The organism is Burkholderia sp. B21-005 (genome assembly GCF_020843965.1).
GTDB classification, from domain to species: Bacteria; Pseudomonadota; Gammaproteobacteria; order Burkholderiales; family Burkholderiaceae; genus Burkholderia; species Burkholderia ambifaria.
This window is the reverse complement of sequence record NZ_CP086301.1, coordinates 1,119,783-1,146,280: the sequence shown is the minus strand read 5'-3', so window position 1 is coordinate 1,146,280 and position 26,498 is coordinate 1,119,783. Positions and strand designations below refer to the sequence as shown.

Annotated in this window: 26 protein-coding genes and 4 tRNA genes; 13 read left to right on the top strand and 17 right to left on the bottom strand. The window is 66.9% G+C overall.

Features of this window, described 5'->3' with window-relative positions:
• Positions 1 to 188: 188 nt before the first annotated feature.
• A complete protein-coding gene (locus tag LMA02_RS05420) occupies positions 189 to 950 on the bottom strand; it encodes a FadR/GntR family transcriptional regulator (protein ID WP_006751845.1) in 762 nt (253 codons plus the stop codon).
• A gap of 362 nt (positions 951 to 1,312) precedes the next feature.
• Here LMA02_RS05420 and gudD point away from each other — a divergent pair, with 362 nt between their 5' ends.
• Entirely contained in the window at positions 1,313 to 2,665 is a 1,353-nt protein-coding gene (gene gudD / locus LMA02_RS05415; protein WP_228907183.1) for a glucarate dehydratase, read from the top strand.
• 184 nt (positions 2,666 to 2,849) lie between these two features.
• On the opposite strand, the gene LMA02_RS05410 is transcribed toward gudD, so the two are convergent.
• The 3 genes from LMA02_RS05410 to LMA02_RS05400 all read right to left on the bottom strand — a co-directional run bounded on the left by LMA02_RS05410 (position 2,850) and on the right by LMA02_RS05400 (position 5,459).
• Positions 2,850 to 3,320, bottom strand: a complete 471-nt coding sequence (locus LMA02_RS05410; protein WP_228907182.1) for a DUF2214 family protein — start codon at positions 3,318 to 3,320, stop codon at positions 2,850 to 2,852.
• 37 nt (positions 3,321 to 3,357) lie between these two features.
• Entirely contained in the window at positions 3,358 to 4,158 is an 801-nt protein-coding gene (locus LMA02_RS05405) for a hypothetical protein (protein WP_228907181.1), read from the bottom strand.
• Between the two features lie 236 nt (positions 4,159 to 4,394).
• A complete protein-coding gene (locus LMA02_RS05400; protein ID WP_006476459.1) occupies positions 4,395 to 5,459 on the bottom strand; it encodes a glycosyltransferase family 4 protein in 1,065 nt (354 codons plus the stop codon).
• 562 nt (positions 5,460 to 6,021) lie between these two features.
• On the opposite strand from LMA02_RS05400, the gene LMA02_RS05395 reads away from it, so the two are divergent.
• Positions 6,022 to 7,851 (top strand): ABC transporter ATP-binding protein, encoded by a 1,830-nt coding sequence (locus LMA02_RS05395; RefSeq protein WP_228907180.1) that lies wholly within the window; start codon positions 6,022 to 6,024, stop codon positions 7,849 to 7,851.
• Between the two features lie 77 nt (positions 7,852 to 7,928).
• Here the strand turns inward: LMA02_RS05395 and otsA are convergent, their stop codons facing one another.
• Both otsA and otsB read right to left on the bottom strand, forming a co-directional pair.
• Positions 7,929 to 9,308, bottom strand: a complete 1,380-nt coding sequence (gene otsA, locus LMA02_RS05390; protein ID WP_006751851.1) for an alpha,alpha-trehalose-phosphate synthase (UDP-forming) — start codon at positions 9,306 to 9,308, stop codon at positions 7,929 to 7,931.
• On the bottom strand, positions 9,305 to 10,057 hold the full coding sequence (gene otsB, locus LMA02_RS05385) for a trehalose-phosphatase (RefSeq protein ID WP_228907179.1): 753 nt from the start codon (positions 10,055 to 10,057) through the stop codon (positions 9,305 to 9,307). Before otsB ends, otsA begins: the two co-directional genes overlap by 4 nt.
• A gap of 283 nt (positions 10,058 to 10,340) precedes the next feature.
• Here otsB and LMA02_RS05380 point away from each other — a divergent pair, with 283 nt between their 5' ends.
• From LMA02_RS05380 to LMA02_RS05370, 3 genes are read left to right on the top strand one after another with little or no spacing between them, the layout of a single operon-like run.
• Positions 10,341 to 10,997, top strand: a complete 657-nt coding sequence (locus LMA02_RS05380) for an SCO family protein (RefSeq protein WP_228907178.1) — start codon at positions 10,341 to 10,343, stop codon at positions 10,995 to 10,997.
• Positions 10,994 to 11,434, top strand: a complete 441-nt coding sequence (locus tag LMA02_RS05375; RefSeq protein WP_011656373.1) for a copper chaperone PCu(A)C — start codon at positions 10,994 to 10,996, stop codon at positions 11,432 to 11,434. Before LMA02_RS05380 ends, LMA02_RS05375 begins: the two co-directional genes overlap by 4 nt.
• A 10-nt stretch (positions 11,435 to 11,444) precedes the next feature.
• A complete protein-coding gene (locus LMA02_RS05370) occupies positions 11,445 to 12,317 on the top strand; it encodes a cytochrome c oxidase assembly protein (protein WP_228907177.1) in 873 nt (290 codons plus the stop codon).
• A 29-nt stretch (positions 12,318 to 12,346) separates the two neighbouring features.
• Here the strand turns inward: LMA02_RS05370 and LMA02_RS05365 are convergent, their stop codons facing one another.
• Positions 12,347 to 12,838: a GNAT family N-acetyltransferase gene (locus LMA02_RS05365; protein WP_228907176.1), complete on the bottom strand. Its 492-nt coding sequence runs from the start codon at positions 12,836 to 12,838 to the stop codon at positions 12,347 to 12,349.
• 128 nt (positions 12,839 to 12,966) lie between these two features.
• Positions 12,967 to 13,833, bottom strand: coding sequence for a pirin family protein (locus LMA02_RS05360; RefSeq protein WP_228907175.1), 867 nt, complete (start codon positions 13,831 to 13,833; stop codon positions 12,967 to 12,969).
• A 110-nt stretch (positions 13,834 to 13,943) separates the two neighbouring features.
• Here LMA02_RS05360 and LMA02_RS05355 point away from each other — a divergent pair, with 110 nt between their 5' ends.
• Positions 13,944 to 14,861, top strand: coding sequence for a LysR family transcriptional regulator (locus LMA02_RS05355; protein WP_228907174.1), 918 nt, complete (start codon positions 13,944 to 13,946; stop codon positions 14,859 to 14,861).
• A gap of 143 nt (positions 14,862 to 15,004) precedes the next feature.
• Positions 15,005 to 15,508, top strand: coding sequence for a GAF domain-containing protein (locus tag LMA02_RS05350; protein ID WP_012363421.1), 504 nt, complete (start codon positions 15,005 to 15,007; stop codon positions 15,506 to 15,508).
• Positions 15,509 to 15,645: 137 nt separating this feature from the next.
• Here LMA02_RS05350 and map read toward each other — a convergent pair whose 3' ends face one another.
• On the bottom strand, positions 15,646 to 16,452 hold the full coding sequence (map, locus tag LMA02_RS05345) for a type I methionyl aminopeptidase (RefSeq protein WP_228907173.1): 807 nt from the start codon (positions 16,450 to 16,452) through the stop codon (positions 15,646 to 15,648).
• Positions 16,452 to 16,688 (bottom strand): ParD-like family protein, encoded by a 237-nt coding sequence (locus LMA02_RS05340; RefSeq protein WP_006751861.1) that lies wholly within the window; start codon positions 16,686 to 16,688, stop codon positions 16,452 to 16,454. Before LMA02_RS05340 ends, map begins: the two co-directional genes overlap by 1 nt.
• A 160-nt stretch (positions 16,689 to 16,848) precedes the next feature.
• Between LMA02_RS05340 and LMA02_RS05335 the strand changes: the two genes are divergently transcribed.
• The 4 genes from LMA02_RS05335 to LMA02_RS05320 all read left to right on the top strand — a co-directional run bounded on the left by LMA02_RS05335 (position 16,849) and on the right by LMA02_RS05320 (position 19,470).
• The gene (locus tag LMA02_RS05335) at positions 16,849 to 17,508 is read left to right on the top strand and encodes a helix-turn-helix domain-containing protein (protein WP_228907172.1); all 660 of its coding nucleotides are present in this window, start codon (positions 16,849 to 16,851) and stop codon (positions 17,506 to 17,508) included.
• Positions 17,505 to 18,053: a GNAT family N-acetyltransferase gene (locus LMA02_RS05330; RefSeq protein ID WP_228907171.1), complete on the top strand. Its 549-nt coding sequence runs from the start codon at positions 17,505 to 17,507 to the stop codon at positions 18,051 to 18,053. Before LMA02_RS05335 ends, LMA02_RS05330 begins: the two co-directional genes overlap by 4 nt.
• Before the next feature lie 435 nt (positions 18,054 to 18,488).
• Positions 18,489 to 18,821, top strand: coding sequence for a hypothetical protein (locus LMA02_RS05325; protein ID WP_228907170.1), 333 nt, complete (start codon positions 18,489 to 18,491; stop codon positions 18,819 to 18,821).
• Positions 18,822 to 19,152: 331 nt separating this feature from the next.
• Positions 19,153 to 19,470 carry a hypothetical protein gene (locus LMA02_RS05320; protein ID WP_228907610.1) on the top strand — a complete coding sequence of 106 codons (318 nt, stop codon included), beginning with the start codon at positions 19,153 to 19,155 and terminating at the stop codon, positions 19,468 to 19,470.
• 358 nt (positions 19,471 to 19,828) lie between these two features.
• Here LMA02_RS05320 and LMA02_RS05315 read toward each other — a convergent pair whose 3' ends face one another.
• Complete coding sequence (locus tag LMA02_RS05315) at positions 19,829 to 21,307, bottom strand: sensor domain-containing diguanylate cyclase (protein WP_228907169.1); 1,479 nt, start codon at positions 21,305 to 21,307, stop codon at positions 19,829 to 19,831.
• A 243-nt stretch (positions 21,308 to 21,550) separates the two neighbouring features.
• Here LMA02_RS05315 and LMA02_RS35505 point away from each other — a divergent pair, with 243 nt between their 5' ends.
• Positions 21,551 to 21,835 carry a hypothetical protein gene (locus tag LMA02_RS35505; RefSeq protein ID WP_416378658.1) on the top strand — a complete coding sequence of 95 codons (285 nt, stop codon included), beginning with the start codon at positions 21,551 to 21,553 and terminating at the stop codon, positions 21,833 to 21,835.
• Here LMA02_RS35505 and LMA02_RS05305 read toward each other — a convergent pair.
• The 6 genes from LMA02_RS05305 to uvrC all read right to left on the bottom strand — a co-directional run bounded on the left by LMA02_RS05305 (position 21,804) and on the right by uvrC (position 25,184).
• Positions 21,804 to 21,877: transfer RNA gene (locus tag LMA02_RS05305), tRNA-Cys, on the bottom strand. The two genes, LMA02_RS35505 and LMA02_RS05305, sit on opposite strands and share 32 nt — an antisense overlap.
• A gap of 100 nt (positions 21,878 to 21,977) precedes the next feature.
• Positions 21,978 to 22,053 (bottom strand) — tRNA-Gly (locus LMA02_RS05300).
• A gap of 50 nt (positions 22,054 to 22,103) precedes the next feature.
• A tRNA-Gly gene (locus tag LMA02_RS05295) sits at positions 22,104 to 22,179 on the bottom strand.
• A 52-nt stretch (positions 22,180 to 22,231) separates the two neighbouring features.
• Positions 22,232 to 22,307: transfer RNA gene (locus LMA02_RS05290), tRNA-Gly, on the bottom strand.
• 141 nt (positions 22,308 to 22,448) lie between these two features.
• Complete coding sequence (gene pgsA, locus LMA02_RS05285) at positions 22,449 to 23,036, bottom strand: CDP-diacylglycerol--glycerol-3-phosphate 3-phosphatidyltransferase (protein WP_006757520.1); 588 nt, start codon at positions 23,034 to 23,036, stop codon at positions 22,449 to 22,451.
• Between the two features lie 108 nt (positions 23,037 to 23,144).
• Positions 23,145 to 25,184 (bottom strand): excinuclease ABC subunit UvrC, encoded by a 2,040-nt coding sequence (gene uvrC, locus LMA02_RS05280; RefSeq protein WP_228907168.1) that lies wholly within the window; start codon positions 25,182 to 25,184, stop codon positions 23,145 to 23,147.
• A gap of 75 nt (positions 25,185 to 25,259) precedes the next feature.
• On the opposite strand from uvrC, the gene earP reads away from it, so the two are divergent.
• On the top strand, positions 25,260 to 26,453 hold the full coding sequence (gene earP / locus LMA02_RS05275) for an elongation factor P maturation arginine rhamnosyltransferase EarP (protein ID WP_228907167.1): 1,194 nt from the start codon (positions 25,260 to 25,262) through the stop codon (positions 26,451 to 26,453).
• Positions 26,454 to 26,498: the final 45 nt, after the last annotated feature.

Genomic DNA, 26,498 nt, shown 5'->3' with positions numbered 1-26,498 from the left:
GCCAGGCCGCCCGGGCGTGACGGGCGGTGGGAACGCCGCCCGGCCACCCTTCAAACGATGCGGGAACAGGCGAAGGTGCTGCGGCCGCGAAACGATCGGCGTAATTGCGCCGACCTCATACGATGTCTGATATTAAGGCGAGCCGCCACGGCCCGTCGCGACGCGCGGGCCGTGCAGGCGGCGTCGCGTCAGCTGGCCTGCGTGTCGCGTTCCGCCTCGGCCGCCTCGTGCGCGCGGCGCAGCCGCTCGCGGCTGTTGGTCAGGTGCGTGCGCATCGCGGCGCGCGCGGCTTCCGGATCGTGACGCGCAATCGCCTCGTAGATGTCCTCGTGCTCGTGATTGAGCCGGCCGACATAGCGCTCGAGGTCGTCGCCGGCGAAGCGCGCCGAATTCACGCGCGTGCGCGGGATGATCGACGCGCCGAGCTGCGTCATGATGTCGACGAAGTAGCGGTTGCCGGTGGACTGCGCAATCTGCAGGTGGAAGTTGAAGTCGAGCTGCGCCGTGTCGCGCCCGCCACCCGCCCCCGACGCGATCGCGTCGAGCGCACGCCGCAGCGCGGCGAGGTCGGTGTCGTTCGCGCGCTGCGCGGCGAGGCTCGCGCATTCGCTTTCAAGGCTGATGCGCAGCTCGAGCACCGCGAGCACGTCGCGCAGCGTCATGATGGTCGCGGGATCGATGCCGAGCGCCTGGCGGCGCGACGGTTCGAGCACGAAGCTGCCGATGCCGTGGCGCGTCTCGATGAGGTGGCTCGCCTGCATCCGCGAGATCGCTTCGCGCACGACCGTGCGGCTGACGCCCTGCGCCGCCATGACTTCGGTTTCGGTCGGCAGCTTGTCGCCGGGACGCAGCGTGCCGTTTTCGATCTGCGCGGTCAGCGCGTCGACGACATCTTGTGCGAGGCTGCGTGCGCGACGGCGCGGCGCTGCGGGAAGCGTGGGCACGGACATGAGGCCGGTTCCTTTTTGAATGATCGTAATGTGGGCCGAGGGTTTACGCGGGGTTTGAGCGAACGCCGATGATTCATTATACTGCGTCACAAGTCATCCGACGACTGATGATCACGACACGGATCTCCTGTTGACCAAGGCACGCACATCGGCGCCTGCCCGGTCCCGTGGTTCGCGATCGGCCGACCTTCGCGCTTCTGCGCGATATCGGCATCGAGCTGGTCGCTCCCGCCCGTTCGGGTTGCTGTCGACGTGCGGGGGCTTGCGCGCCGCGCACGTCGGTTGTCGAATGATCGCACCTCCCGCCGCGCGCGGCAAAGATTTTGCCGCACGGCATCGCCCACTCTTTTGCCATCGCCGCCATGAACGCCGTCACTGCCTCGCCTTCCCACGACACGCCGCGCATCGTCGAGCTGCAAGCCATTCCGGTCGCCGGCCACGACAGCATGCTGCTCAACCTGAGCGGCGCGCACGGTCCGTTCTTCACCCGCAACCTCGTGATCCTGAAGGACAGCGCGGGCCGGACCGGCGTCGGCGAAGTGCCGGGCGGCGAAAGCATCCGCCGCACGCTCGAAGATGCGCGTGCGCTCGTCGTCGGCCAGCCGGTCGGCAACTACCACGCGGTGCTCAACGACGTGCGGCGCACCTTTGCCGATCGCGACGTGAGCGGCCGCGGCCTGCAGACGTTCGACCTGCGCACCACGATCCACGCGGTCACCGCGCTCGAAGCCGCGCTGCTCGACCTGCTCGGCCAGCATCTCGGCGTGCCCGTGGCCGCGCTGCTCGGCGAAGGGCAGCAGCGCGAGCGCGTCGAGATGCTCGGCTACCTGTTCTACGTCGGCGACCGCAGCAAGACCGCGCTGCCCTATCGCGACGGCCGCGGCGCGACCGACGACTGGACCCGCGTGCGCGACGAGGCCGCGCTGACGCCCGAGGCGGTCGTGCGCCTCGCCGAAGCCGCGCACGCGCGCTACGGTTTCAACGACTTCAAGCTGAAGGGCGGCGTGTTCGAAGGCGCGCGCGAGATCGAAGCGGTGACGGCGCTGGCCGAGCGTTTCCCCGAAGCGCGCGTGACGCTCGATCCGAACGGCGCGTGGTCGCTCGACGAGGCGGTGCGGCTGTGCCGCGACCTGCACCACGTGCTCGCCTATGCGGAAGATCCGTGCGGCGCGGAGAACGGCTACTCGGGCCGCGAGGTGATGGCCGAATTCCGCCGCTCGACCGGGCTGCCGACGGCCACCAACATGATCGCGACCGACTGGCGCCAGATGGGCCACGCGGTGCAGTTGCAGGCCGTCGACATCCCGCTCGCCGACCCGCACTTCTGGACGATGCAGGGCTCGGTGCGCGTCGCGCAGATGTGCCGCGACTGGGGCCTCACGTGGGGTTCGCATTCGAACAACCACTTCGACGTGTCGCTCGCGATGTTCACGCACGTCGCGGCCGCGGCGCCCGGGCAAGTCACCGCGATCGACACGCACTGGATCTGGCAGGACGGCGAACGGCTGACGCGCGAACCGCTGAAGATCGAGAACGGGCTCGTGGAAGTGCCGAAGCGGCCGGGCCTCGGCATCGACATCGACATGGATGCGGTCGCGGTCGCGCACGAGCTGTACAAACAGCACGGGCTCGGCGCGCGCGACGATGCGGCGGCGATGCAGTATCTGATTTCGGGGTGGACGTTCAACAACAAGCGCCCCTGCCTCGTGCGCTGAGCGCGGGACGAACCGGGCGGCGGGTCCGCCCGGTCAGAAGGAAATGCGTCAGTTCGCCCGCGCATCGGCGGGCGCCGGGCGGGAAAAGCCTGCCGGCATGAAACGGAATCGGAATTCGGGCGGCCACGGCCCGCCGGTCGCGATAGAACCGGGCCCGGCAACGGCAACCAGCGCTATCAGCCGGTCAAAGCTGCCCGGCTGCCCAGATTCCCCGCGCCATCCCCGACGCGGCAAACACGATCACCATCACGAGCGCGGCCTGCCAGTGGCCGATCCGCACATAGGTCCGTGCGCGGCCGAAATCCGGCATCTGCTGCCGCCGCGCGGCGGTGCGCCAGCGGATCAGCCCGAGCATCGGCACGACCTCGAGCAGCAGGATCAGCACGAGCGCGGTCATCTTGAGGTGAAAGAGTGGCTCGTGAAGGTAATATGCGGCGCCTTTCTCGAAGCCGCCGAATGCGCGCGTGAGCCCCGTCGCGATCAGCACCAGCGCGGACAATCCCCAGGCCGCATCGGCCTTGAACACGCCGGGCAGGTCGGCGGCCTGCGCCGACGCGATGACCCGGCGCAGCGCGCGGTTGCGCCCCGCGATCGCGGCGAACGCGACGCCGAACGCCATCAGGTGAACGGCTGCCAGCAACCAGCGGACGATCATTGCGCCTCCTTGTCGCCCGCGCGCCGCGCAGGCCTTGTCAGACGATCTGCTTGAGCGCCGCGTCGAGCGCGAGCACCGCGACGCGGTCGCCCTCGGTCACGAGCGGCGCGCGCATCACGATCTGCCGGTTATGGCCGACGGCCGCCGGCGAATCCCACAGCAGCTCGACCTTCGGCCGCCGGAACAGGCTGCCGCGACGCGGCGGCACGGCGGCCGGCTGCGCACCCTGCTCGCCCGCTACCGGCGTACCCTGGCCGGGCCAGCGCACCGACAGTTCGCGCGCGTCGTACTGGCCGACCTTGCGGCTCTCCATCCAGACGATCGCGGTACGTGTGAGCGTATCGAGCGAGATCGCGTAGCGGCCGACCGCGAAACGGCGCGCGGCCACGTTGGTCCGCCACAGCGGCCGCGGCCGGCACATCCACACGATCGCCGCATACAGCGCCGGCGCGGCGACGAGCCAGCCGTTGGTTGCCGTCACCGCGTGCAGCGCAGGACGCCAGCCGGCCGCCCACGCGAACGCGCCGATCGACCAGACGGCAAACAGGAAACCGATCAGCGCGAACACCCGCAGCGCCTGGCGCAGCCACTGCGGCAGCGGATGGAACGGCCGCTCGGCACGCGCGGCGGCGCCCGGCAGCGCGAGCAGCAGGAAGATCAGCACGAGATAGACGAACGCCCAGGGCGACGACACCATCGCCGACAGCGACGCGCGATAGCCCATCTGGGACATCGAGAACAGCCAGCGCGCGAACAGCACGAGACCGATCGCGCGCAATGCGAAGATCACGCCGGCGCCGGGGGCCGGCGCTGCGCGCGTCGTTTTCGTTCTCGCCAAGACTGCTCTCCTCTCGATGTTCGTGCGGGGCCGGATTTCACGGCACGGCCATTATAGGGACATTACCGTCTGGACAGATCGCCGGATGGCGTGCCGGCCACCTTCCGGGGCCGTTCGCGGCGTCGGGCGCGGCGAGAATACAACAGATCCGCGCCGCAGATGTGACAACGCCCCGCCGGGGTCCCGGGCGGGGCGTCGATGAGGGCCTCAACCGCAGTGCGGCCGGCGGCCCGGCATCAGCTTGCGTTGACTTCGCGCAGCACCGTGCGGCGCTTCTGGCGCAGCAGTTCCTCGTAGCCCTTCACGTAATTCTGCGCCATTACCTTCGACGAGAAGCGCGCTTCGAACGCGGCCCGCACCTTCTCGCGCGGCAGCGTATCGAGGCGCTTGAGCGCCGCGACGGCCGACAGTTCGTCTTCGACGACGAAGCCCGACACGCCGTTGTCGATCACTTCCGGCACCGAGCCGCGCTTGAACGCGATCACCGGCGTGCCGCATGCCATCGCCTCGATCATCACCAGGCCGAACGGCTCCGGCCAGTCGATCGGGAACAGCAGCGCGTGCGCGTTGCCCAGGAATTCGGTCTTTTCCGACTCGCTGATTTCGCCGATATACTCGACGTGCGGCAGCGCGAACAGCGGCTTGATCTTCTCTTCGTAGTACGCGCGGTCAGCCTTGTCGAGCTTCGCGGCGATCTTGATCGGCAGGCCGGCCTGCTCGGCGATGCGGATCGCGGTGTCGACGCGCTTTTCCGGCGAGATGCGGCCGAGGAACGCGAGATAGCTCGGCTTCACGTTCGGGATCGGCGTCAGCAGGTTTTCCGGCAGGCCGTGGTACACGGTCGACAGCCAGTTTGCCTGCGGCAGCGGGATGCGCTGGTTGTCGGAGATCGACACGACCGGCACGTCGCTGAACGCGTTGAAGATCGGCTGCAGTTCCGGCAGGTCGAGACGGCCGTGCATCGTCGTCAGATGCGGGACCGGCTGGCGCGAGAACAGCGAGAACGGGTAGTAGTCGATGTGGCAGTGCAGGACGTCGAACTCTTCCGCGCGGCGGCGCACCTGCTCGAGGAGCAGCATGTGCGGGGCCATCACGTCGCGGATCGTCGGGTCGAGGCGCAGCGCCTGCGGCCAGCACGCTTCGAGCTTGGCGGAGGTTTGCGAATCGCCGCTCGCGAAGAGCGTGACGTCATGCCCCATCTCGACAAGTGCTTCGGTCAGATAGGACACCACTCGCTCGGTACCACCGTAAAGCTTCGGGGGGACTGCTTCGTGCAACGGAGCGATTTGGGCGATTCGCATGCGTAACTCCTAAAAAATCGGCTAAAAACCAGGTATGGGTCGGCAACCTGCCGGCGGTCCGGGCTGGATGCATTTCGTCCGACGGTCGGACGAATCAGCCTGCCGGGGCGTCGAACCCGCGCTGCTCAAGGAGCGTCGGCGACGCGACAGGCATAGAACGTTTGAAACGAGGACCCGTTGACAGGGGTTCGCAAAAAACCTGGAATCGACCCCGGAGCCGATTATCTAGGGTTAATCCCGAGACGACGCACAACATTTCAAACACTTTACTTTGTTACAAAGGCGCAACACTTTGCAACCCGCGGACTCGGGTGTCCGTTCTAGAGTGGAAGGCCCTTTTGGCGATCCTTGTCACCCGTGAGTGCCGGCAGCGTGATTCCGGCACATAAAGCAAGACGGGATGTCGGATTTTATCTCAAAATCGATCGCGAGCCTCTGGCCAAGGCAAGATTCGCGCAGCGCGACGCAGGCCTTGTTTACAATGCCGGATTATTCAGTCCGGGCGCACGCCGGCATGCGATCCAGCCGCAACGCTCAATCACCGAATCACCGCACGCATATTTTGGAATCTCTTACCCCCGCCCAGCGCAACGCCCACAACGCGAAGCTCTCGAGCTACGCGCACCGGCCGATCGCGTTCCTGTTCCGCTACATCCGCCTGCATCCCGTTGCCCACCTCGTCGTGCTCTGCAGCGTGCTGGCCGCCGTCGGCTGCGCGCTCGGCTCGCAATATGCGATCAAGCACCTGATCGACGTGCTGGCGACCGGGCGCCATCATCCGGGCCCGCTGTGGAGCGCGTTCGCGCTGCTCGTCGGGCTGATCGCGGCCGACAACCTGCTGTGGCGGGTCGGCGGCTGGGCCGCCGCGCACACGTTCGTCACGGTCACCGGCGACCTGCGACGCGACCTGTTCCAGTACCTGATCGGCCATTCGCCGACCTACTACTCGGAAAAGCAGCCGGGCACGCTCGCAAGCCGCATCACGGCCACGTCGAACGCGGTCTATACGTCGGAGAACACGATGGCGTGGAACGTGCTGCCGCCGTGTATCGCGGTGATGGGCGCGATCCTGATGATCATCGTCGTCAATCCGCTGATGGCCGCCGGCCTGCTCGGCTGCTCGGCCGTGCTGTCCATCATCCTGTTCAAGCTGGCCGGGCGCGGCTCGGCGCGCCACCACGCATTCGCGGCCAAGGCCGCGGCGGTCGACGGCGAGCTCGTCGACGTGATCGGCAACATGGGGCTCGTGCGTGCGTTCGGGATGACGCTGCGCGAACAGAAGCGCTTCAGCGCGACGATCAAGGCGGAGATGGACGCGCGCCAGCAGAGCCTGTTCTATCTCGAGAAGCTGCGGCTGCTGCATGCGGTGATCACCGCGATGCTGTCGGCCGGCCTGCTCGGCTGGGCGCTGTGGCTGTGGGACCAGGGCCGCGCGACGTCGGGCGACATCGTGCTCGTCAGCTCGCTCGGCTTCACGATCCTGCACGGCACGCGCGACCTCGCAGTCGCGCTCGTCGACGTCACGCAGCACGTCGCGCGCCTGTCCGAAGCCGTGAAGACGCTGCTCGAACCGCACGGGATGCCGGACCGCTCCGACGCGCAGCCGCTGGCGGCCACCGGCGGGCGCGTCGACTTCGAGCGCGTGACGTTCGCGTATCCGCACCGCCGCGCGATCCTCGACCACTTCGACCTCCATATCGAGCCGGGCCAGCGCGTCGGCCTGATCGGCAAGTCGGGCGCCGGCAAGTCGACCGTGCTCGCGCTGCTGCAGCGCTTCTACGACACGCAGGACGGCGTCGTGAAGGTCGACGGCCAGGACGTGAAGGTGATCACGCAGGACAGCCTGCGCCACGCGATCGCGCTCGTGCCGCAGGACATCTCGCTGCTGCACCGGACGATCTACGACAACATCGCCTATGGCCGCCCCGACGCGACCCGCGACGAAGTGCTCGCCGCCGCGCGCGACGCGCGCTGCGCGGAGTTCATCGAAGCGATGCCGGAAGGCTATGACACGATCGTCGGCGACCGCGGCGTCAAGCTGTCGGGCGGCCAGCGCCAGCGCATCGCGATCGCGCGCGCGATCCTGAAGGACGCGCCGATCCTGCTGCTCGACGAAGCGACGTCCGCACTCGACAGCTCGTCCGAGGAAGCGATCCAGAGCGCACTCGACCGCCTGATGGTCGGCCGCACGGTGATCGCGATCGCGCACCGGCTGTCGACGCTGCGCAACTTCGATCGGATCATCGTGATGAGCAACGGCAAGGTGATCGACGACGGCAGCCCCGACGTGCTGCGCAACCGTCCGGGTCTGTACCGCGACCTGCTCGCGAAGCAGCACGGCCGCCATCACGCGCCCGACGGCACCGCGCCGACCGGCGAACGCGTGGCCTGACGCCGCGGCACGCAACCGATAAAAAGCCGCCTGTGCGAAGCACGGCGGCTTTTTTTAATGGCATCGCGCGGCGCCGGCTACACGCGCTGCAGGTCGCGCAGGAAGTTGTCGCGCCACACCGACACGTTGTTCTCGCGCAGTTGCGCGATCATGTCCGCATAACGCGCGCGCCGCTCGGCGAGCGGCATCGTCAGCGCCTGCGACAGCGCATCGGCCATCCCGTCGATGTCGATCGGATTGACGATCAGCGCGCCCGTCAGCTCGCGCGCGGCGCCTGCGAAGCGCGACAGCACCAGCACGCCCGGATCGTCCGGATTCTGCGCGGACACGTACTCCTTCGCGACGAGGTTCATGCCGTCGCGCAACGGCGTGACGAAACCCACGCGCGCCAGCCGGTACAGCGCGGCCAGCACCTGCCGGTCGTACTGGCGGTGAATGTAGAGGATCGGCGCCCAGTCGAGTTCCGCGTAGCGGCCGTTGATGCGCCCCGACTCCGCTTCGAGCTGCAGGCGGATGTCCTGGTACGCGCGCAGGTCGGCGCGCGTCGACGGCGCGATCTGCAGGAACGACACGCGGTTGCGAATCGACGTCTGGTGCTCCAGCAGTTTCTCGAACGCGCGGAACCGCTCGACGAGCCCCTTCGAATAATCGAGCCGGTCGACGCTCATGATCAACTGGCGCCCGCGCAGCGACGTCGCCAGCGTGCGCACGGCCTTGCCGTTCTCGGCCGCCTGCGCGAGCGACGCGATCTCGTCCGGATACACGCCGATCGGATAGGCGGCCGCGCGCAGCGTGTTGCCGAACGCGCTCACGCGCACCGTATGCCCTTCGCGCGCGACTTCGCCGCCCGCCTCGAACTCGATGTAGTCGCAGAACGCGCGCAGGTCGGGCTCGGTCTGGAAGCCGAGCAAATCGAACGCGCACAGCGACTCGACGAGCTCGCGATGCGGCGGCACGTTGACGAGCACCTGCGCGGCCGGAAACGGGATGTGCAGGAAAAAGCCGATGCGGTTCTTCACGCCGGCCTCACGCAGCGCACGCGCGAACGGGATCAGGTGATAGTCGTGCACCCAGATCACGTCGTCGTCCTGCAACAACGGCACGAGCTGCTGAGCGAGCCAGACGTTCACGCGGCGGTAGCCGTCGAACTCGTGGCGGTCGTACTGGATCAGGTCAGCGCGGTAATGGAATGCGGGCCACAGCGTCGCGTTCGAGAAACCGCGGTAGTACTGGTCGTAATCGCGACGCGACAGCCCGACGGTCGCGAACGTCACGGGGCCGCGCTCCTCGATGCGGATCTGCGGCGCACCGGATGCGACCACTTCGCCGCTCCAGCCGAACCACATGCCGCCCGTCTCCTTCAGCGCATCGTAGACACCGATCGCGAGGCCGCCCGCCGCCGGTTCGCCTTCCGAAATCGGGGCGACGCGGTTTGAAACGATGATCAGTCGGCTCATGCGCCCGGCTGCTCCGCGCCAAGCCAGCGGGCGATCTGCGCGTGCAGCGCGTCGACCGAGTCGAGCCGCATGCGGGCCGACGTTTCGCCCGCGCCGACCTTGATCGACAGACCGCCCCGCGCGTTGACCACCGCGAAGCCCTTCTCGTCGGTCAGGTCGTCGCCCGCGAACAGCGGCACGCGGCCCGCGAACGGCGGCTCGTCGAGGAACGCGGCCAGCGCGCGCCCCTTGTCGACACCCTTCGGCTTGATCTCGAACACCATCTTGCCCGGCTGCAGCACATACGCATCCGCATATTCGGCGACGAGGCGCTCGGCCGCTTCGCGCGCGGCCGGCTCGCGCTCGGGCGCATTGCGGTAGTGCAGCGCGACGGCCGCCCCCTTGATTTCGAGCAGCATGCCCGGATGACGCTCGACGACGGACGCGAGTTCGCGCTCGATGCGCAGCAGGCGGTCGTCGTTGAAGCCGATGCGCTGCGTGTCGCCGTTCGCGTCGCGACGCTCGGCGCCGTGCAGGCCGGCGATCGGCAGGTCCGGCATGTTCAGGAACGCGTCGAGGTTGTCGATGCCGCGACCCGACACGACGGCGAGCGCGCCATGCGAGCGGCGCCGCAGTTCATCGAGCAGCGTCAGCAGCGACGGCGGCACGTGAATACTGTCGGGCGTCGGCGCCAGCTCGACGAGCGTGCCGTCGAAGTCGAAAAAGAACGCGGTATCGGTCAGGGACAGGGAAGCCGGAACGGATTGCATCGATTCGATGGTCTGAGGAGCGGCCTGCAAACGCGCGGCCGCCGCTGCGAGAATGGAATTGTGCGCATCTTACCGCGCCTGCGTACCGAGATGGGCGAAACCGGCGCATGGCGGACCTCGCGCCACCGTCCGCGCCAACTGCGACATATTGCCCCGCTCGCCCGTGCCGTACGGGTTTCGAAAGGACGCGGGCGCGGGAATTGCGCTACAGTCGGCAACCGCCGGCCGCGCGACGCATGGCGCCGCGCCGGCCGACGACCGTTCCGTCCGATCGAGCCCCAGGATGTCGTCAGCCCGTCCCGCGCCGCACCGGCGCCGCCTCAGTTTCACCCGCTTCGTCCGCACGGCCGCGGCGCTGACCGCCGCCGTCGCGCTCGCCGCCTGCACGCACGACGAGCCGAACTGGCACCTGACCAACGTCACGGGCCACTTGCCCGACCTGTCCTTCACGCTGACCGGCGGCGACGGCCATCCAATCGACGCGAACGCATTCCGCGGCCGCATCGCGCTCGTCTACTTCGGCTATACGCACTGTCCGGACGTCTGCCCTGAAACGATGGCGCGGCTGATGGAAGTGCTCGCGAAGCTCGGCCCGCAGGCGAACGACGTGCGCATCCTGTTCGTCTCGGTCGATCCCGCGCGCGACACGCCGCAGGCGATGCAGTCGTACGTTGCCGCGTTCGATGCCGCGCACGCCCGTGGGCTGACCGGCACCGACGGCCAGATCGAATCGCTCGCGAAACGCTATCGCGTCGCGTATCAGATGGAAAAACGCGATCCGTCCGGCGGCTACGAAGTCACGCACAGCTCGGCCGTCTACATCTTCGACGCGAACGGTCGCGCGCGTTTGCTCGCGACCGACCGCGATTCGCCCGACGCCATCGCCGCCGATGTGCGCCGGATCATCGACACTGCCTCCCCCTCCCGAACTCCGACATGAAGACGACCCTCAAGACGTTCGCCCTCCTCGCCGCACTGTGCACCGGCGCGCACGCCTACGCCGCCGGCGCGATCATCGCGCAGAACGCGTGGGTGCGCTGGCTGCCGAACCAGCTGCCTGCGGGCGGCTACGTGACGCTCGTCAACACGGGCGACAAGCCGGTCGATCTCGTCGACGTCGACAGCCCCGACTACGGGATGGCGATGCTGCACCAGACCGTGTCGAACGGCTCGACGCAGAAGATGGAAATGGTCGACAAGCTGACGATCCCCGCGCGCGGCAAGGTCGACATCGCGCCGGGCGGCTATCACTTCATGCTCGAGGAACCGAAGCACGCGATCAAGCCCGGCGACACCGTGCGCCTGCGCCTGAAGTTCTCCGACGGCGAAACGGTCGACACGCCGTTCGCCGTGAAGTCGCCGGCCCAGGCGAAGTGATGCGCGCGCGATGAACGTCCTGTACTGGCTCGATCCGTGGGAACCGTCGCCGACCGGGGTCATCGCGGTGCTGACGGCCGCCGTGCTGTTCGCGCGCGGCGTGAAGAAGGCGAAGGTGTCGCCGCTGCGGCAGTTCTCGTTCTGGTTCGGGCTGACGGCGCTCTACATCGCGCTGCATACGCGGCTCGACTACTTCTTCGAGCACGAATTCTTCCTGCACCGCGCGCAGCACCTCGTGCTGCATCACCTCGGGCCGTTCTTCATCGCACTGGCGTACCCGGGCGCGGCGATCCGCGCGGGCATTCCGTTTCGCTGGCGGCAGCGCTTCGTGCGCCCCGCGCTCGCGTGGGCGCCCGTGCGCGTGACGCTCGACGTGGTGTTCCATCCGGTCGTCGCGGTCGTGCTGTTCGTCGGGCTGATCTATTTCTGGCTGCTGTCGCCGATCCACTTCGTCGCGATGCTCGACTGGCGTCTGTATCGCGTGATGAACTGGAGCATGGTGATCGACGGGCTGCTGTTCTGGTGGCTCGTCGTCGATCCGCGTCCCGCCCCGCCCGCGCGGCTGTCGCCGGGCCGCCGGATCCTGATCGTCGTCGCGGCGATCCCGCCGCAGATCGCGCTCGGCGCGCTGATCTTCTTCACGCCGCACGAGCTGTACCCGATCTACTCGATCTGCGGACGCGCCTTCACGTGGCTCAGCCCGCTGCGTGACCAGCAGATCGGCGGCTTGCTGCTGTGGATTCCGGGTTCGATGATGAGCGTGATCGGCGCGCTGATCGCGCTGCGGCACTGGCTGCGGCTGTCCGCGCGCGGCCGTCTGATCGACGAGCGCGCTGGCGCCCGGCACGCGGAGCGCCCGTCGGTGACGCGCGCCGCCCACTGACGGCACGGCACGGCACGGCGCGCCGCGCTTCAGGCGCGCGCGCTGGTCATCCACACGTGCGGGATGCCGTCCTCGTCGTGCACGTCCGAGTTCGGCGTGAAGCCGAATGCCCCGTAGAAGTGCTGCAGGTGGGCCTGCGCATGCAGGCTCACCGGCGTATCCGGCCACTGCGCGCGGATGTGCTCGAGCGCGCGCGAGATCAGCGCGTTGCCGAGGCCCGCGCCGCGAAACGGCGCGGTCGTGAGCACGCGGCCGATGCGCACGTCGGTGTTCTGCGCATCCGGCAGCAGCACGCGGAGGTAGCCCGCGAGGCGGCCTGCCGGATCGTACGCGGCCAGATGCCACGCGGCCTGGTCCGCATCGTCGATGTCGCGATACACGCAGTTCTGCTCGACGACGAACACGGCGCTGCGCGCGTCGAGGATCGCATAGACTTCACGCGCCGTGAGCGCGTCGAAGGATTTCCAGCGCCAGTCGAGATCGTCGGCGCGCGGGGATGCGGCAGGTGCGGAAGCGGTCATGGTCGGTCCTGATTCGGGCGCGCCGGCCGGCGCGCGGCAACCGTCGATTATGCCTCGAAGCGCACACGGCACGCGAGCGCCCTGCCGCGCATGAAAAAAGGCCCCGCAATGTGCGCGGGGCCTGTCCGTCATGCCGGCATTTGTCCGAAGCGGCCGTTGTTGAAATCGTCGATCGCGGTCCGGATTTCCTCTTGCGAGTTCATCACGAACGGCCCGTAGCCGACGACCGGCTCATCGATCGGCTCGCCGCTCAAAATCAACAGCTTGGCGTCGCCGTTCGCTTCGATCTCGACGTCGCGGCCGTCGCGGCTCAGCTGCACGAACTGCGCTTCGCGGGCAACCGTCTCGCCGTTCACCAGCAGCGTACCGTGGAGCACGACCACCGCGAGCGTCCGCCCCTCGGCGACCGGGAACCGTGCGCGGCCGCCGGCGGCGAGCCGCACGTCCCACACGTCGATCGGCGTGTGCGTGCGGGCCGGGCCGCGCCGTCCGTCGAGTTCGCCCGCGATGATCCGCGCACGCCCCGCACCGTCCGGCAGCTCGACCACCGGGATGTCCGCGTTCAGCAGCGTCTGGTAGCCGGGCGCGCCCATCTTGTCGGCGGCGGGAAGGTTCACCCACAGCTGGACCATCTCGAGCGGACCGCCGCGCTTCGTGAAGGCCTCCGAGTGGAATTCCTCATGGAGGATCCCGCTCCCGGCCGTCATCCACTGCACGTCGCCCGGGCCGATCACGCCGCCCGCGCCGGTCGAGTCGCGGTGAGCGACTTCGCCGTCATAGACGATCGTCACGGTTTCGAACCCGCGGTGCGGATGCTGACCCACCCCGCGCGGCGCCGAAGCCGGCTCGAAGTTCGCGGGACCCGCGTAGTCGAGCAGCAGAAACGGGCTCAGGTGCGCCGCGTGAGACTGATAGCTGAACATCGAACGCACCGGGAAACCGTCGCCGACCCAATGGCCACGCGGCGCACTGTAAACACCCTGGATCTTCTTCATTTGCCTTCTCCGAATTGCGGCGAAACACGTGCTTCGCATCCTGGGTACGAATATAGAGATGGAACGATCGGTCCGGTAGACTGCGAAAATCGCACTCAGTGTTCTATTTGATGAACGATCAAGAACGGGATCTGAACGATCTCTATTACTTCGTGCAGGTGGTCGAGCACGGCGGCTTCGCGCCGGCCGGGCGCGCGCTCAACCTGCCGAAATCGAAGCTGAGCCGCCGCATCGCGCTGCTCGAGGCGCGGCTCGGGATGCGGCTGATCCAGCGCTCGACGCGCCGTTTCACCGTCACCGACGTCGGTCAGACCTACTACGCGCACTGTCGCGCGATGCTCGTCGAAGCGGACGCCGCCGACGAAGCGATCGCGCTGTTGCACGAGGAGCCACGCGGCATCGTGCGCGTGAGTTGCCCGGTCGTGCTGCTCGATTCGCTGGTCGGCACGATGATCGCCGCGTTCATGGCCGCGTGCCCGCGCGTCGAGATTCACCTGGAGGCGACCAACCGGCGCGTCGACGTGGTCGGCGAAGGGATCGACGTCGCGATCCGCGTGCGCCCGCCGCCGCTCGAGGACAGCGATCTCGCGCTGCGCGTGCTGGCCGAGCGCGGCCAGTGCCTCGTCGCGAGCCCCGCGTTGCTGCGCGAGCTTGGCACGCCGGCCGTCCCCGCCGACCTGACCCGCCTGCCGAGCCTCGATCACGGCGTGCCGCAGGCCACGCACGTATGGCGGCTGCGCGGCCCCGACGGCGCGCAGGCGGAAATCCACCACCAGCCGCGCCTCGTGACGGGCGGCATGCTCGCGCTGCGCGCGGCGGCCGTCGCGGGTGTCGGCGTCGTGCAGCTGCCAACGATGATGGTGCGCGACGAAGTCGCCCGCGGCGAACTGGTGACCGTGCTGCCGAACTGGGCGCCGCGGCGCGAGATCGTGCACGCGGTGTTCGCGTCGCGGCGCGGGCTGTTGCCCGCGGTGCGCGCATTGCTCGACTTCCTGACCGAACGGTTCGCCGAACTCGCACCGGATTGAGCGGCGTCGCGTACTGCGCGGCGCGTTCGGCATCGCGCTGCGTGAACCGGACGCTGCAGACGGGCCGCGCGTGCCGTAGACTGCGGGACGCGCATCGCGCTTTTCACAATCCCGCCGTTCACCACCCTTATCGCATTTCAGCCATGTTCACGCTGTCCAACGACCCTCACGCCTCCAAGGCCGAACTCTATGCGACGCTCGTCGAGCAGGCACGCGCGCTCGTCGAATCGGAACGCGACCTGACCGCGAACGCCGCGAACTTCTCCGCGCTCGTCTATCACTCGCTCGACCGCCTGAACTGGGCCGGCTTCTATTTCTTCGACGGATCGGAACTCGTGGTCGGCCCGTTCCAGGGCAAGCCCGCGTGCGTGCGGATCGCGCTCGGCAAGGGCGTGTGCGGCACGGCCGCGCAGACCCGCGAGACGCAGGTCGTGCGCGACGTGCACGAATTCCCGGGCCATATCGCCTGCGATGCCGCGTCGGAATCGGAAATCGTCGTGCCGCTGGTGGCCGCCGATGGCACGCTGATCGGCGTGTGGGACGTAGACAGCCCCGTTGCCGCACGTTTTGACGACGAGGACCGCAACGGGATGGAAGCGCTGTGCCGCGTGTTCGTCGAACACGCGTGGCAGAAGGCGCGCGGTTAAGCGGCGTTCACAGCGTGACGCAGCCGGTCGCCGCGGTGGAAGCGGTAGCCTTCTCGACCGTCCCGCGCGACTACCGATGACACGGGCCCCACGACGGGGCCCGTTTCCATTGCACCCAACGTGCGGGTTGCCCCGCGTCAGGCCGCGTGCGTGCCGGAGAGCGCCACGAACGCCGGCGGCTTCACGTCGTCCGACAGGATCTCGAAGCCCTGCTCCGTCACCACGACCATGTGCTCCCACTGCGCGGACAGCGAATGGTCCTTCGTGACGACTGTCCAGCCGTCCGCCAGCACGTGCGTGTCGCGCTTGCCCGCATTCAGCATCGGCTCGATCGTGAAGATCATCCCCGGCCGCAGCGGCACGCCGGTGCCCGGGCGGCCATAGTGCAGCACCTGCGGCTCGTCGTGGTACACGTCGCCGATCCCGTGCCCGCAGTACTCGCGAACCACGCTGAACCCCTCGCGATGCGCGACCTGCTGGATCGCATAGCCGACGTCGCCGAGCGTCGCGCCCGGACGCACCGCGCGGATGCCCGCATGCATCGCCTCGTAGGTCGTCGCGACGAGACGCCGCGCCAGTTCACCCGGCTCGCCGACGAAGTACATGCGGCTCGTGTCGCCGAACCAGCCGTCCTTGATCACCGCGATGTCGAGATTCACGATGTCACCGTCGCGCATCGGCCGCGACGACGGAATACCGTGACAGACCACGTGGTTGACCGACGTGCACAGGGTTTTCGGATAACCGTGATAGCCGATGTTCGCCGGGATCGCGCCGAGTTCGTCGACGATGTATTCGCGGCAGCGCGCGTCCAGTTCGTCCGTGGTGACGCCCGGCTTCACGTGCTCGGTGATCATCGTCAGCACCCGGGACGCGAGCTTCGCGGCCTCGCGCGACTTGTCGATTTCCGCGGCGCCGCGGATCGGGATTTCTCGCTTCGCCATTACGCCACCTGCTCGATGTCGCGCGCCACCGACTCGGTCGGGCCCGCATCGCCGCCGCGCGCTTCGATCTCGATCAGCATTCGGCAGATATCGCCGTAGGACAGCGACGGATTGAGTTCCGACAGCATCCCGACGCGCAGCCAGTGTTCCGCCTGCGCATTGATCGAACGGCTCAGCGCGGTACTGGTCGAGCGCAGCCGTTCGTGCATGTGCTCGGATATCTTGATGATTCCCATATGTCTCTAATTAAACGAAATGTAGTCGTTTCGTATATTACGCTCGCACCGGCCGACGAGCAAGCGTTCGGTCTCCGGAGCATCGCCTAGCCGGGAACGCCGGAATTCCATCGAAACCCCGTTGACATCGAATTCCAGCTTGCTGGACAATAAATCCATCATGAAGGAATCCACGCGCCCGCCCGTCGACGACACCGGCATCAACGAACGCATCGCCCGGCGCGTGCGCGACTTGCGCACGCTACGAGGCTACACGCTCGATGCACTCGCCGCGCGTTCCGGTGTCAGCCGCTCGATGATCTCGCTCATCGAGCGTGCGTCGGCGAGCCCGACGGCCGTCGTGCTCGACAAGCTCGCGGCGGGTCTCGGCGTGTCGCTGGCGGGACTGTTCGGCGGCGATCGCGACGACGCGCCCGCGCACCCGCTGGTGCGGCGCGCGCAGCAGGCGGAATGGCGCGATCCGGCGTCCGGTTACGTGCGGCGCAATCTGTCGCCGCCCGGCTGGCCGTCGCCGATCCAGCTCGTCGAGGTCGATTTCCCGCCCGGCGCGCGCGTCGCGTACGACTCCGGCGGGCGCGAAAGCGCACTGCATCAACAGGTGTGGGTCGTCCACGGACGCGTCGACGTCACGTTGGGCGACCAGCTTCACGAACTTCACGCCGGCGACTGTCTGGCCATGCGCCTCGATCAGCCGCTGATTTTCAGCAACCCGTCATCGCAGGCCGCGCGCTATGTCGTCGCGATCTGCGATGTTCCCGCCGCCGCCGGCGCGCGGAGTGTGTCGTCCGTTCAAAGCCGCCAGGCGCAGGAGCCCGTATGAATTCCCCGAAACAGCGTGACGACGTGTGCCTGATCGATTGCAGCGAGGCCGAGCATGCCGCGGCCATCCTCGAGATCCTGAACGATGCGATCGTGAACTCGACCGCGCTGTACGACTACCGGCCGCGCCCGCCCGAAGCGATGGTCACGTGGTTCGCGACGAAGCGCGCCAGCGGTTTTCCGGTCGTCGGCGCGGTCGACGAATCGGGCACGCTGGTCGGCTTCGCGAGCTGGGGCACGTTCCGCGCGTTTCCGGCGTTCAAGTACACGGTCGAACACAGCGTCTACGTGCACCGCGACCATCGCGGCCGCGGGCTCGGGGAACTGCTGCTGCGCGAATTGATCCGGCGTGCACGCGAAGCCGACGTGCACGTGCTGGTCGGTTGCGTCGACGCAACCAACGGCGGCAGCGTCGCGCTGCATACGCGCCTCGGTTTCGTGCACTCGGGCACGATCACCGAAGCGGGCTTCAAGTTCGGCCGCTGGCTCGATGCGGCGTTCTATCAGTTGAGGCTCGACACCCCCGCGCAGCCGGTGGATGGCTGATCGGCATCGTTGAGCGTTCGGCGGTCTCCCGCTGACGCGGGCGATGCAGACGGCCCGCGCGACGACGACCACCGCCCTCGCAGCGACAACGCGATCAAGCCCGCGTTGTCCCTATGCCTCCAGGCTTTCCATACGCGTCCCGGGCCCCGGCCCCGCACCTTCGCCCCGTGACGACGAGTGTGACGTTCGCCGCATTCTTGCGCGAGAACGGCAGCGATACGGTATTCCCCAGCGGCCGCAGCACGGTCGCATACCGATCCATCACTCGGAGGATGCCGTATGAAAACGCCCCATGCCCTGCCGTACCATCCCGGATCGCGACACGACGCCGGCCTCGCGCGCCGCGCGGTCCGATGCGTTGCGTGCTCGCTTGCCGCCCTCCCGCTTTTCTGCGGACAAGCGTTCGCGGCCGGCGCGTGTCCGACGCCGTTTGCGTTGAGCGGCAACACCGATCTTCTGTGGAAGGAAGTCACCAACAACCAGTGGCGCAACATGCTGCCGCGCGGCTGGACCGACAACGGTTTTCACTTCTACAGCCGGGTGCGCAGCCGCGGTCCGGAGAACGGCATCAACACGCCGTCGGATCTCGAGTCCGAAATCCGCAAGCAGAGTTCCGACGAGCCGGCCGGTGGCAACAACCCGAATCGCCGGGCGATCACGCTGCCGATCTTGAATAGCAAGGGCCAGCATCTGCTGGTGATTTACGACTACGACGGCAAAAGTACGTCGAAGTGCGAGCTGGTGACGTTGACGTATCCGGCGGAATAGATGCGTGAATGAAGTGCTGAAAAAGGAAAAGCCCCGCCGAAGCGGGGCTTTTTCTTTCTTGTTGGGAGGCGCGAGCCGGACAGCCCTGACGCGACGATCGACTACGCGGCAACAACCCGATCGCGACCTTGATGCTTCGCACGGTATAGCTCGCCTGTCAGGCTCCGGATGCAATCCAATGGAGGGGCTTCCGCTGTTCCAGACGGCGGTCCTTGCCCGCCTGTTGCCTGTCGAGACCACCCGTTTGATCCGACGCAAAAGCGTGGCGATCGCGGTTCGCGTGTCCGCAATGGCGAGTACACTGAAAATTCAATCGCAGCAGGAGAATGTGATGAGTGACGCTGGCCCTCAAAGCACTTTCCGAGGCCTGCCGCTTACGGTGGAGCAGGACGCGGAAGTGAAGCACTACATAACCGACCGAACTCGGCGCGGACTGCCCTGGGACACGCCGGAGTTGAGCGCGATGCTCAACGACATGCTGCATCCCCCGGGTGACGGGGACGGTGATGTCGCCTCCGAGGCAGACGAAACTCGAGCCGCCGCCGAACGTGCAACGGCATCGATTGACGAAGCGATGGACCCCATCGAGGCGAATGAGGAGTGGAATGCGGCCATGGAGTCGGAAGGCATGAAAGGCCCCCGACGATAACCTGCCAACGTCACTCCGATGATGGGGCAGCACCTGTGGCCTTATCGGATGACGCGCCGATACAAAACCCTGCGCTGCCACTGCCCCTGGCCCGAGAAATAGTCCGGTCTGGAAGTAGAAAAATTCGGCATGATGTGTCCAGGTAGACACAAGGGCCATGCTTGGTCAACTCGCCTCGATTGCCAACTAGCCGATCCACGGGTGGCGAGCGTCGGTTTTTGGTCGGTTGAAGGCGTGATAAGCGCGAGGCTTATCCAGCAAGGCTCCCGCTCCTGTGCTGTAGCAGATCTGCAGCACGCAAAAAAGCCCGCCTTCAGCGGGCTTTCGCGTTTTCGGAGCGGCAAACCGACAATCCCCGTCAGTCCAAGGGCTGCAAGGCGGCAACCCTGTTCCGGCCGATGGTCTTCGCATAGTACAGCGCCTCATCGGCCGCCTTGATCACCGCGCCGGCATCACCGTCCTGCTCCGGCGTCCAGCTGGCGAGGCCAATACTGGCCGTGACACGCCCATACTCGCTGCCAGCATGTTCGAGTGCCAGTTCGTCGATTGCCGCGCGAATCCGCTCGGCGATCTGCGCAGCGCCGGCCGGCGGCGTATCGGGAAGCAGCACGACGAATTCCTCCCCGCCATAGCGAGCCGCGGTATCGACCGGCCGACGGATGTTTTCGCCGATGCAGCGGGCGACCGCCGCCAGCGCGTCGTCTCCCGCCTGATGCCCGTAGGTATCGTTGTAAGCCTTGAAGCGATCGACGTCGACGAACAGCAGCGAGAAGACGGAATGCGTCCGCCTGGCGCGACGCCACTCCCGATCCAGAACCTCCCCGAAACTGCGGCGATTGTTCAGGCCGGTGAGCCCGTCGGTCCGTGCCAGCAGCACCAGCTCGGACTCGGCCCGCATCCGGCGGCGCAGTTGCCCACTGAGCATGAAAGACAGCGCGATGAACGCGGCGCCGAACGTTACCACCAGTGCGCCGATCGTCACTGCGCGGTGCCGCCACGCGGCATAAACGTCCAGCTCGCCTTCTGCGACCATGATGATCAGCGGCAACTTCGGCAGGTGCTTGAAATAGTAGAGGCGACGTACGCCGTCGATTGAAGCCGTTTCCGAGAATACGCCCTCCGGCGCACGCTGAAATCGTCGAAAGGTCGCAGCCTTGCTGATATCGCGACCGACGATGCTGACGTTGTACGGTTGACGCATCACCATGATGCCGTCCTTGCCAATCAGCGACATCGAACCGTGCTGCCCCAGCGACAGGCCCGCAAACAGGTGGTGGAAGTACTCGAGATTGATCGCAATCAGCGCGACGCCGCCGAACGATCCGTCCGGGTTCGAGACGCGCCGAGACAGCGCAATAGTGAGCATGCCACGACGCAAGCGCGACACGAACGGATCGCTCACATAAAGTCCTACGTCGGGGTTATCGCGATGCACAGTGAAGTATTTGCGATCGGCGAAATTGCCCTTTCGGGGCACGTCGTTGGCCGAATCCAGAACGATATCGCCGTTCGCGTCGAGTACCAGTTGCGAACCGATGAAGGGGGCACTCATAGCATGATCGAACAGCACGCCGCGCCGCAACGCCGGCGCCGCCGACATCACATCAGGCCGTTGCAGACCCTGGATCACCGCCTGCAAAGACAGGTCGTAGAGTTCGAAGTTGCGCTCGATGTCGCGCTCAGCCATCAGGCCGAGATTACGCGAGGTTTCGCTTGCACGCTCCAGTGCGTCGTTCCGGCTCTGAAATAGCTGCAGCACGCACAGGCCCATCAGTGCGCATGCGATCACAATGCCAACCGCCACGATGACGTAGGGGGCCGCCGTACGACGATGCATGGTCTCCTCGGCGCAAAATGAGCCGCGCCCGTCGTGCGGGGCGTGGTTTCCGCATACTAAATCGGACGGGTGCATTTGAACACTCGGCGCGCACCCGACCAGAACTCGAACAGCAAAAAGCAACTTTGTGTCCGACCGATGACAATCCGGCCGTGTCCTCGATCGACGCAATTTGACGGATCGCTCCGTCCGCTGCGACCGACCATTCTGCCGGACAAACCGGGCGTAGGCTGGATGATCGACTTGCCAACCACGATCACCCAGCAACAGGTTCCGGAAGCACGTGAGATTATCCCTGCCCCGGAGGCCTGCGAGACTCGGACCGGCACAATCGTCGTCCGGCACAACTGGCAATGGACGCTATTCCAGAAGACGCGGACATTTAGCCGTGTGATCAAGCAGCGCTCCACTACTCCAGGCGACTTTCCTACAAGAATGAAAACGGCGCCGGAAAAAGAAAAAGCCCTGATTTCTCAGGGCTTTTTCTTTTCTTACTTGGAGGCGCGAGCCGGAGTCGAACCGGCCTAAACGGCTTTGCAGGCCGCTGCATAACCGCTTTGCTATCGCGCCAAAAGCGGACTGTCCGGATGCCGTGAAGGCAAGCGACAGATTTTTATTCGAGGACCATCAGTCCATCAAATAAAAAGGGAAGCGAGGCTTCCCCATTACCTGGAGCGGGAGACGAGTCTCGAACTCGCGACCTCAACCTTGGCAAGGTTGCGCTCTACCAACTGAGCTACTCCCGCATTGTCCTGCACCTGCAGCGCTTTGCCGTACAACACGCTGCCAGAAAATCTGGAGCGGGAGACGAGTCTCGAACTCGCGACCTCAACCTTGGCAAGGTTGCGCTCTACCAACTGAGCTACTCCCGCATATGTCCTGCATCTGCAGCGCTTTGCCGTACAACACGCTGCCAGAAAAATCTGGAGCGGGAGACGAGTCTCGAACTCGCGACCTCAACCTTGGCAAGGTTGCGCTCTACCAACTGAGCTACTCCCGCGTATTGCTGCTTACTGCTTCCGTCACACACTTACTTCGTCGTGCAGCGGAGAAGCGAGATTATGGCGAAGGCACATTCGTGTGTCAAGGGCTTTTCCAGCCCTTTTTCCAAAAACCGTCGCGATCGAATGGTCGGATTCTGTCACGCGCCGCCGCGCTCGCGAATCTGCGGCCATGCGAGCTTCATGTAGTAAAGCATCGACCAGATCGTCAGCACCGCCGCGAGATACATCAGCCACTCGCCCCACACGCGCGTGTCGATCGTCGCGATGCCGAGCGGCAGCGGGCCGTAGTACAGCAGCATCGGGATCGCGACCATCTGGCACGCGGTCTTGAACTTGCCGAGCTGGTTCACCGCGACGCTCTTCGACGCGCCGATCTGTGCCATCCATTCGCGCAGCGCCGAGATCGCGATCTCGCGACCGACGATCACCAGCGCGATCGCCGCATCGACCCGCGAAATCTGCACGAGGATCAGCAGCGCGGCCGTCACCATCAGCTTGTCCGCTACCGGATCGAGGAAGGCGCCGAACGACGACGTCTGGTTCCACTTGCGGGCGAGAAACCCGTCGAACCAGTCGGTCAGCGCGGCGAGGATGAAGATCGCCGCTGCCGCGAGGTTGCGGTGCGCGCCGCCCATCACCGTGTCCGGCAGATAGAACACGCCGACGACGAGCGGAATCAGCACGATCCGGACCCACGTCAGGAAAATCGGGAAATTGAACGGCATGGCATGCGGGTCAGTAAGGGATTCGCAATTGTGCCGTGTCGACCGGCCTGCCACAAGGACGCAAGAACGCGAGAGCGCGGGCAGGCGCGGCCGGTCGCACGGCCCGGATCAGTGAAGCTGCTTGTAGATCTGCTCGGCGAGCGCGTGCGAGATGCCCTCGACGCTCGCCAGTTCCTCGACGCTCGCGGCGACCACGCCGCGCAGCCCGCCAAACCGCGCGAGCAGCCGCTGACGGCGTTTCGCGCCGATCCCTTCGAGCTCCTCGAGCCGCGACGTCTGGCGGGCCTTCGCCCGCTTCGCGCGCATCCCGGTGATCGCAAAGCGGTGCGCCTCGTCGCGGATCTGCGCAACCAGCATCAGCGCGGCGCTCTCCTTGCCGAGTTCAAGCGGCGTGCGGCCGTCCGCGAACACGAGCGTCTCGAGGCCGACCTTGCGCCCCTCGCCCTTCGCGACGCCGACCAGCATCGACGTGTCGAGCCCGAGCTCGGTGAACACCTGTCGCGCGATCTCGACCTGTCCCTTGCCGCCGTCGATCAGCACGATGTTCGGCAGCAAACTCGAGGCCTCGGCCTGGCGCGTCGATTCGCCGTCGATGCCGGCGGCGTCATCGGCGGCCGCCGCCTGCGCGGCCTGCTCGACCATCTTCTCGTAGCGGCGCGTCAGCACCTGCCGCATGGCCGCGTAATCGTCGCCCGGCGTGATGCCGGTGATGTTGTAGCGACGGTACTCGCCCGATTGCATCTTGTGATGGTGGTAGACCACGCATGACGCCTGCGTCGCCTCGCCCATCGTGTGACTGATATCGAAACACTCGATCCGCAGCATCGCGAGATCGTCGCATTCGAAGCTGAGCGTCTCCGCGAGCGCGCGCGTGCGCGCCTGCTGCGAGCCCTGCTCGGACAGCAGCCGCGCAAGCGCGAGCCGGGCATTCTGTTCAGCCATCGACAGCCATGCGCGCCGCTGCCCCTGCGGCTGCCGCACCAGCGATACCTTGTGGCCGGCCTGCTCGGACAGCAGCTCGAGCAGGTCGCGGCTCGCGGGCGCATGGCTCACGACCAGCACGGGCGGCACGCGATTGCCGAGATAGTGCTGCGCGATGAACGCATCGAGCACCTCGGCCTCGACCGATGCCGCCGGCACAGCCCCGCCACGTGCGGCGCCAGTTTCGTCCGCGGGCTCGCCGGGCAACGCCGCGGCGGCTTCGTCGGCACCGTCCGCCCCGTCGGCTTCGTCGCCGAGCCCGCCTTCCGCAAGCGTGAGCGCACTTTCGACATGCGCTGGGAAATAGGCCTTGTCGCCAAGATGCCGGCCGCCGCGCACCATCGCCAGGTTCACGCACACGCGTCCGCCCTGCGCGACCACCGCCAGGATGTCGACGTCGCTGTCGCTGCCGACCTCGATCGCCTGCTGGTGCAGCACCGTCGCGAGCGAACTCATCTGGTTGCGCACGGCCGCCGCCTGCTCGAACTTCAGCTCGGCCGCGAACGCGTGCATCTTCTGCTCGAGCTCCTTCATCACTTCCGACTGCCGGCCGAGCAGGAAGCGCGCGGCGTTCGACACGTCGATCGCGTAGTCGTCCGCGGAAATCGCGCCGACGCACGGCGCCGTGCAGCGCCCGATCTGATGCAGCAGGCACGGCCGCGTGCGGTTGTTGAAGACCGAATCCTCGCAGGTGCGCAACTGGAATACGCGCTGCAGGATCTGGATGCTCTCGCGCACGGCCCACGCGCTCGGAAACGGTCCGAAATACTGGTTCTGCTTGTCGACCGAGCCGCGGTAGTAGGCCATGCGCGGAAAGCGGTGCGCGGTGAGCTTCAGGTACGGGTACGACTTGTCGTCGCGAAACAGGATGTTGTAGCGCGGCGCGAGCGCCTTGATCAGGTTGTTCTCGAGCAGCAGCGCCTCGGCCTCCGAGCGCGTGACGGTCGTCTCGATGCGCGCGATGCGCGTGACCATCATCGCGATGCGCGGCGACAGCTGCGTCTTCGTGAAATAGCTCGACACGCGCTTCTTCAGGTCGCGCGCCTTGCCGACGTAAAGCACGGCGCCCACCGTGTCGTAGTAGCGGTAGACGCCCGGCATGTGCGGCAACTGGGCGAGGATCTTCTTCGGTTCGAACGGGATGTCGGCGGCTTCTGGGGATGTCATGCGTGATCCGGGGGCCTTGTGGCGCGGAACGGGTCCATTAGAATCGCCAGTTTAGAGCATTCACCGCCCCCTTCGATGCCCCGCACCGCCCCCGCCCCCGCTTCCGCTTCACCGCTCGCGCCCGACGAACCGATCGCATGCGACCTCTTCTGCACCGTGATCGACAACTTCGGCGACATCGGCGTGTGCTGGCGCCTCGCGCGCCAGCTCGCGCACGAACACGGCTGGCAGGTGCGCCTCTTCATCGACGACCTCCACACGTTCGCGCGGCTGCGGGCGGGCGTCGATCCCGAGGCGGCCCGACAGACGCTCGACGGCATCGTGGTCGAACACTGGCATGCGGAAGTCGGCGACGCGCTCGAGATCGCCGATGTCGTGATCGAGGCGTTCGCGTGCGAGCTGCCCGGCGCGTATCTCGCGGCGATGGCGCGCCGCACGCGCCGCCCCGTGTGGATCAATCTCGAATACCTGAGCGCCGAGGACTGGGTCGCCGATTTCCATTTGCGGCCGTCGCCGCATCCGCGCTACCCGTTGCTGAAGACGTTCTTCTTCCCGGGGCTGTCGGCCGGCACGGGCGGCGTGCTGAAAGAACGCGACCTCGACGCGCGCCGCACGGCCTTCGAAGCCGACGCGGCGGCGCGTGCCGCGTGGTGGCGGCATGCGACCGGCGACGCGCCGCCGGCGCCCGGCACGACGGTCGTCAGCCTGTTCGCGTATGAAAATCCGGCCGTCGACGCACTGCTCGCGCAGTGGCGCGACAGCCCATCGCCCGTCGTCGCGCTCGTGCCGGCCGGCCGCGTGTCTCCGGCCGTCGCCCGCTTTTTCGGGGTCGAATCGTTCGGTGCCGGCGCACGGGCGACGAGCGGCAACCTGACCGCATACGGGCTCGCGTTCGTCCCGCAGGCCGACTATGACCTGCTGCTGTGGGTGGCCGACGTCAATTTCGTGCGCGGCGAAGATTCGTTCGTCCGCGCGCAATGGGCGCGCAAGCCGTTCGTGTGGCACATCTACCCGCAGGCCGACGATGCGCACCTGCCGAAGCTCGACGCCGCGCTCGCGCACCTGTCGGCCGGCCTCGCCGACGCGCCGCGCACGGCGCTCGAGCGCTTCTGGCATGCTTGGAATGGCGTCGGCACGCCCGATTGGGGCGATTTGCTCCAGCATCGTGCCGCACTCGACGCCAACGCGGCCCGCTGGGCCGACGCACTGGCGAGTGTCGGCGATCTCGCCGGAAAGCTGGCGGAATTCGCAAAATCTCAGTTAAAATAAGCGGTTATCCGACGGCTGACTACGCAAGCGCTCGCGTTCGAGGCG

Coding starts and splice junctions, on each gene's coding strand:
- LMA02_RS05420 (WP_006751845.1), bottom strand. CDS start 950: ATGTCCGTGCCCACGCTTCCCGCAGCGCCGCGCCGTCGCGCACGCAGC.
- gudD (WP_228907183.1), top strand. CDS start 1,313: ATGAACGCCGTCACTGCCTCGCCTTCCCACGACACGCCGCGCATCGTC.
- LMA02_RS05410 (WP_228907182.1), bottom strand. CDS start 3,320: ATGATCGTCCGCTGGTTGCTGGCAGCCGTTCACCTGATGGCGTTCGGC.
- LMA02_RS05400 (WP_006476459.1), bottom strand. CDS start 5,459: ATGCGAATCGCCCAAATCGCTCCGTTGCACGAAGCAGTCCCCCCGAAG.
- otsA (WP_006751851.1), bottom strand. CDS start 9,308: ATGAGCCGACTGATCATCGTTTCAAACCGCGTCGCCCCGATTTCGGAA.
- otsB (WP_228907179.1), bottom strand. CDS start 10,057: ATGCAATCCGTTCCGGCTTCCCTGTCCCTGACCGATACCGCGTTCTTT.
- LMA02_RS05380 (WP_228907178.1), top strand. CDS start 10,341: ATGTCGTCAGCCCGTCCCGCGCCGCACCGGCGCCGCCTCAGTTTCACC.
- LMA02_RS05375 (WP_011656373.1), top strand. CDS start 10,994: ATGAAGACGACCCTCAAGACGTTCGCCCTCCTCGCCGCACTGTGCACC.
- LMA02_RS05370 (WP_228907177.1), top strand. CDS start 11,445: ATGAACGTCCTGTACTGGCTCGATCCGTGGGAACCGTCGCCGACCGGG.
- LMA02_RS05365 (WP_228907176.1), bottom strand. CDS start 12,838: ATGACCGCTTCCGCACCTGCCGCATCCCCGCGCGCCGACGATCTCGAC.
- LMA02_RS05360 (WP_228907175.1), bottom strand. CDS start 13,833: ATGAAGAAGATCCAGGGTGTTTACAGTGCGCCGCGTGGCCATTGGGTC.
- LMA02_RS05355 (WP_228907174.1), top strand. CDS start 13,944: ATGAACGATCAAGAACGGGATCTGAACGATCTCTATTACTTCGTGCAG.
- LMA02_RS05350 (WP_012363421.1), top strand. CDS start 15,005: ATGTTCACGCTGTCCAACGACCCTCACGCCTCCAAGGCCGAACTCTAT.
- map (WP_228907173.1), bottom strand. CDS start 16,452: ATGGCGAAGCGAGAAATCCCGATCCGCGGCGCCGCGGAAATCGACAAG.
- LMA02_RS05340 (WP_006751861.1), bottom strand. CDS start 16,688: ATGGGAATCATCAAGATATCCGAGCACATGCACGAACGGCTGCGCTCG.
- LMA02_RS05335 (WP_228907172.1), top strand. CDS start 16,849: ATGAAGGAATCCACGCGCCCGCCCGTCGACGACACCGGCATCAACGAA.
- LMA02_RS05330 (WP_228907171.1), top strand. CDS start 17,505: ATGAATTCCCCGAAACAGCGTGACGACGTGTGCCTGATCGATTGCAGC.
- LMA02_RS05320 (WP_228907610.1), top strand. CDS start 19,153: ATGAGTGACGCTGGCCCTCAAAGCACTTTCCGAGGCCTGCCGCTTACG.
- LMA02_RS05315 (WP_228907169.1), bottom strand. CDS start 21,307: ATGCATCGTCGTACGGCGGCCCCCTACGTCATCGTGGCGGTTGGCATT.
- pgsA (WP_006757520.1), bottom strand. CDS start 23,036: ATGCCGTTCAATTTCCCGATTTTCCTGACGTGGGTCCGGATCGTGCTG.
- uvrC (WP_228907168.1), bottom strand. CDS start 25,184: ATGACATCCCCAGAAGCCGCCGACATCCCGTTCGAACCGAAGAAGATC.
- earP (WP_228907167.1), top strand. CDS start 25,260: ATGCCCCGCACCGCCCCCGCCCCCGCTTCCGCTTCACCGCTCGCGCCC.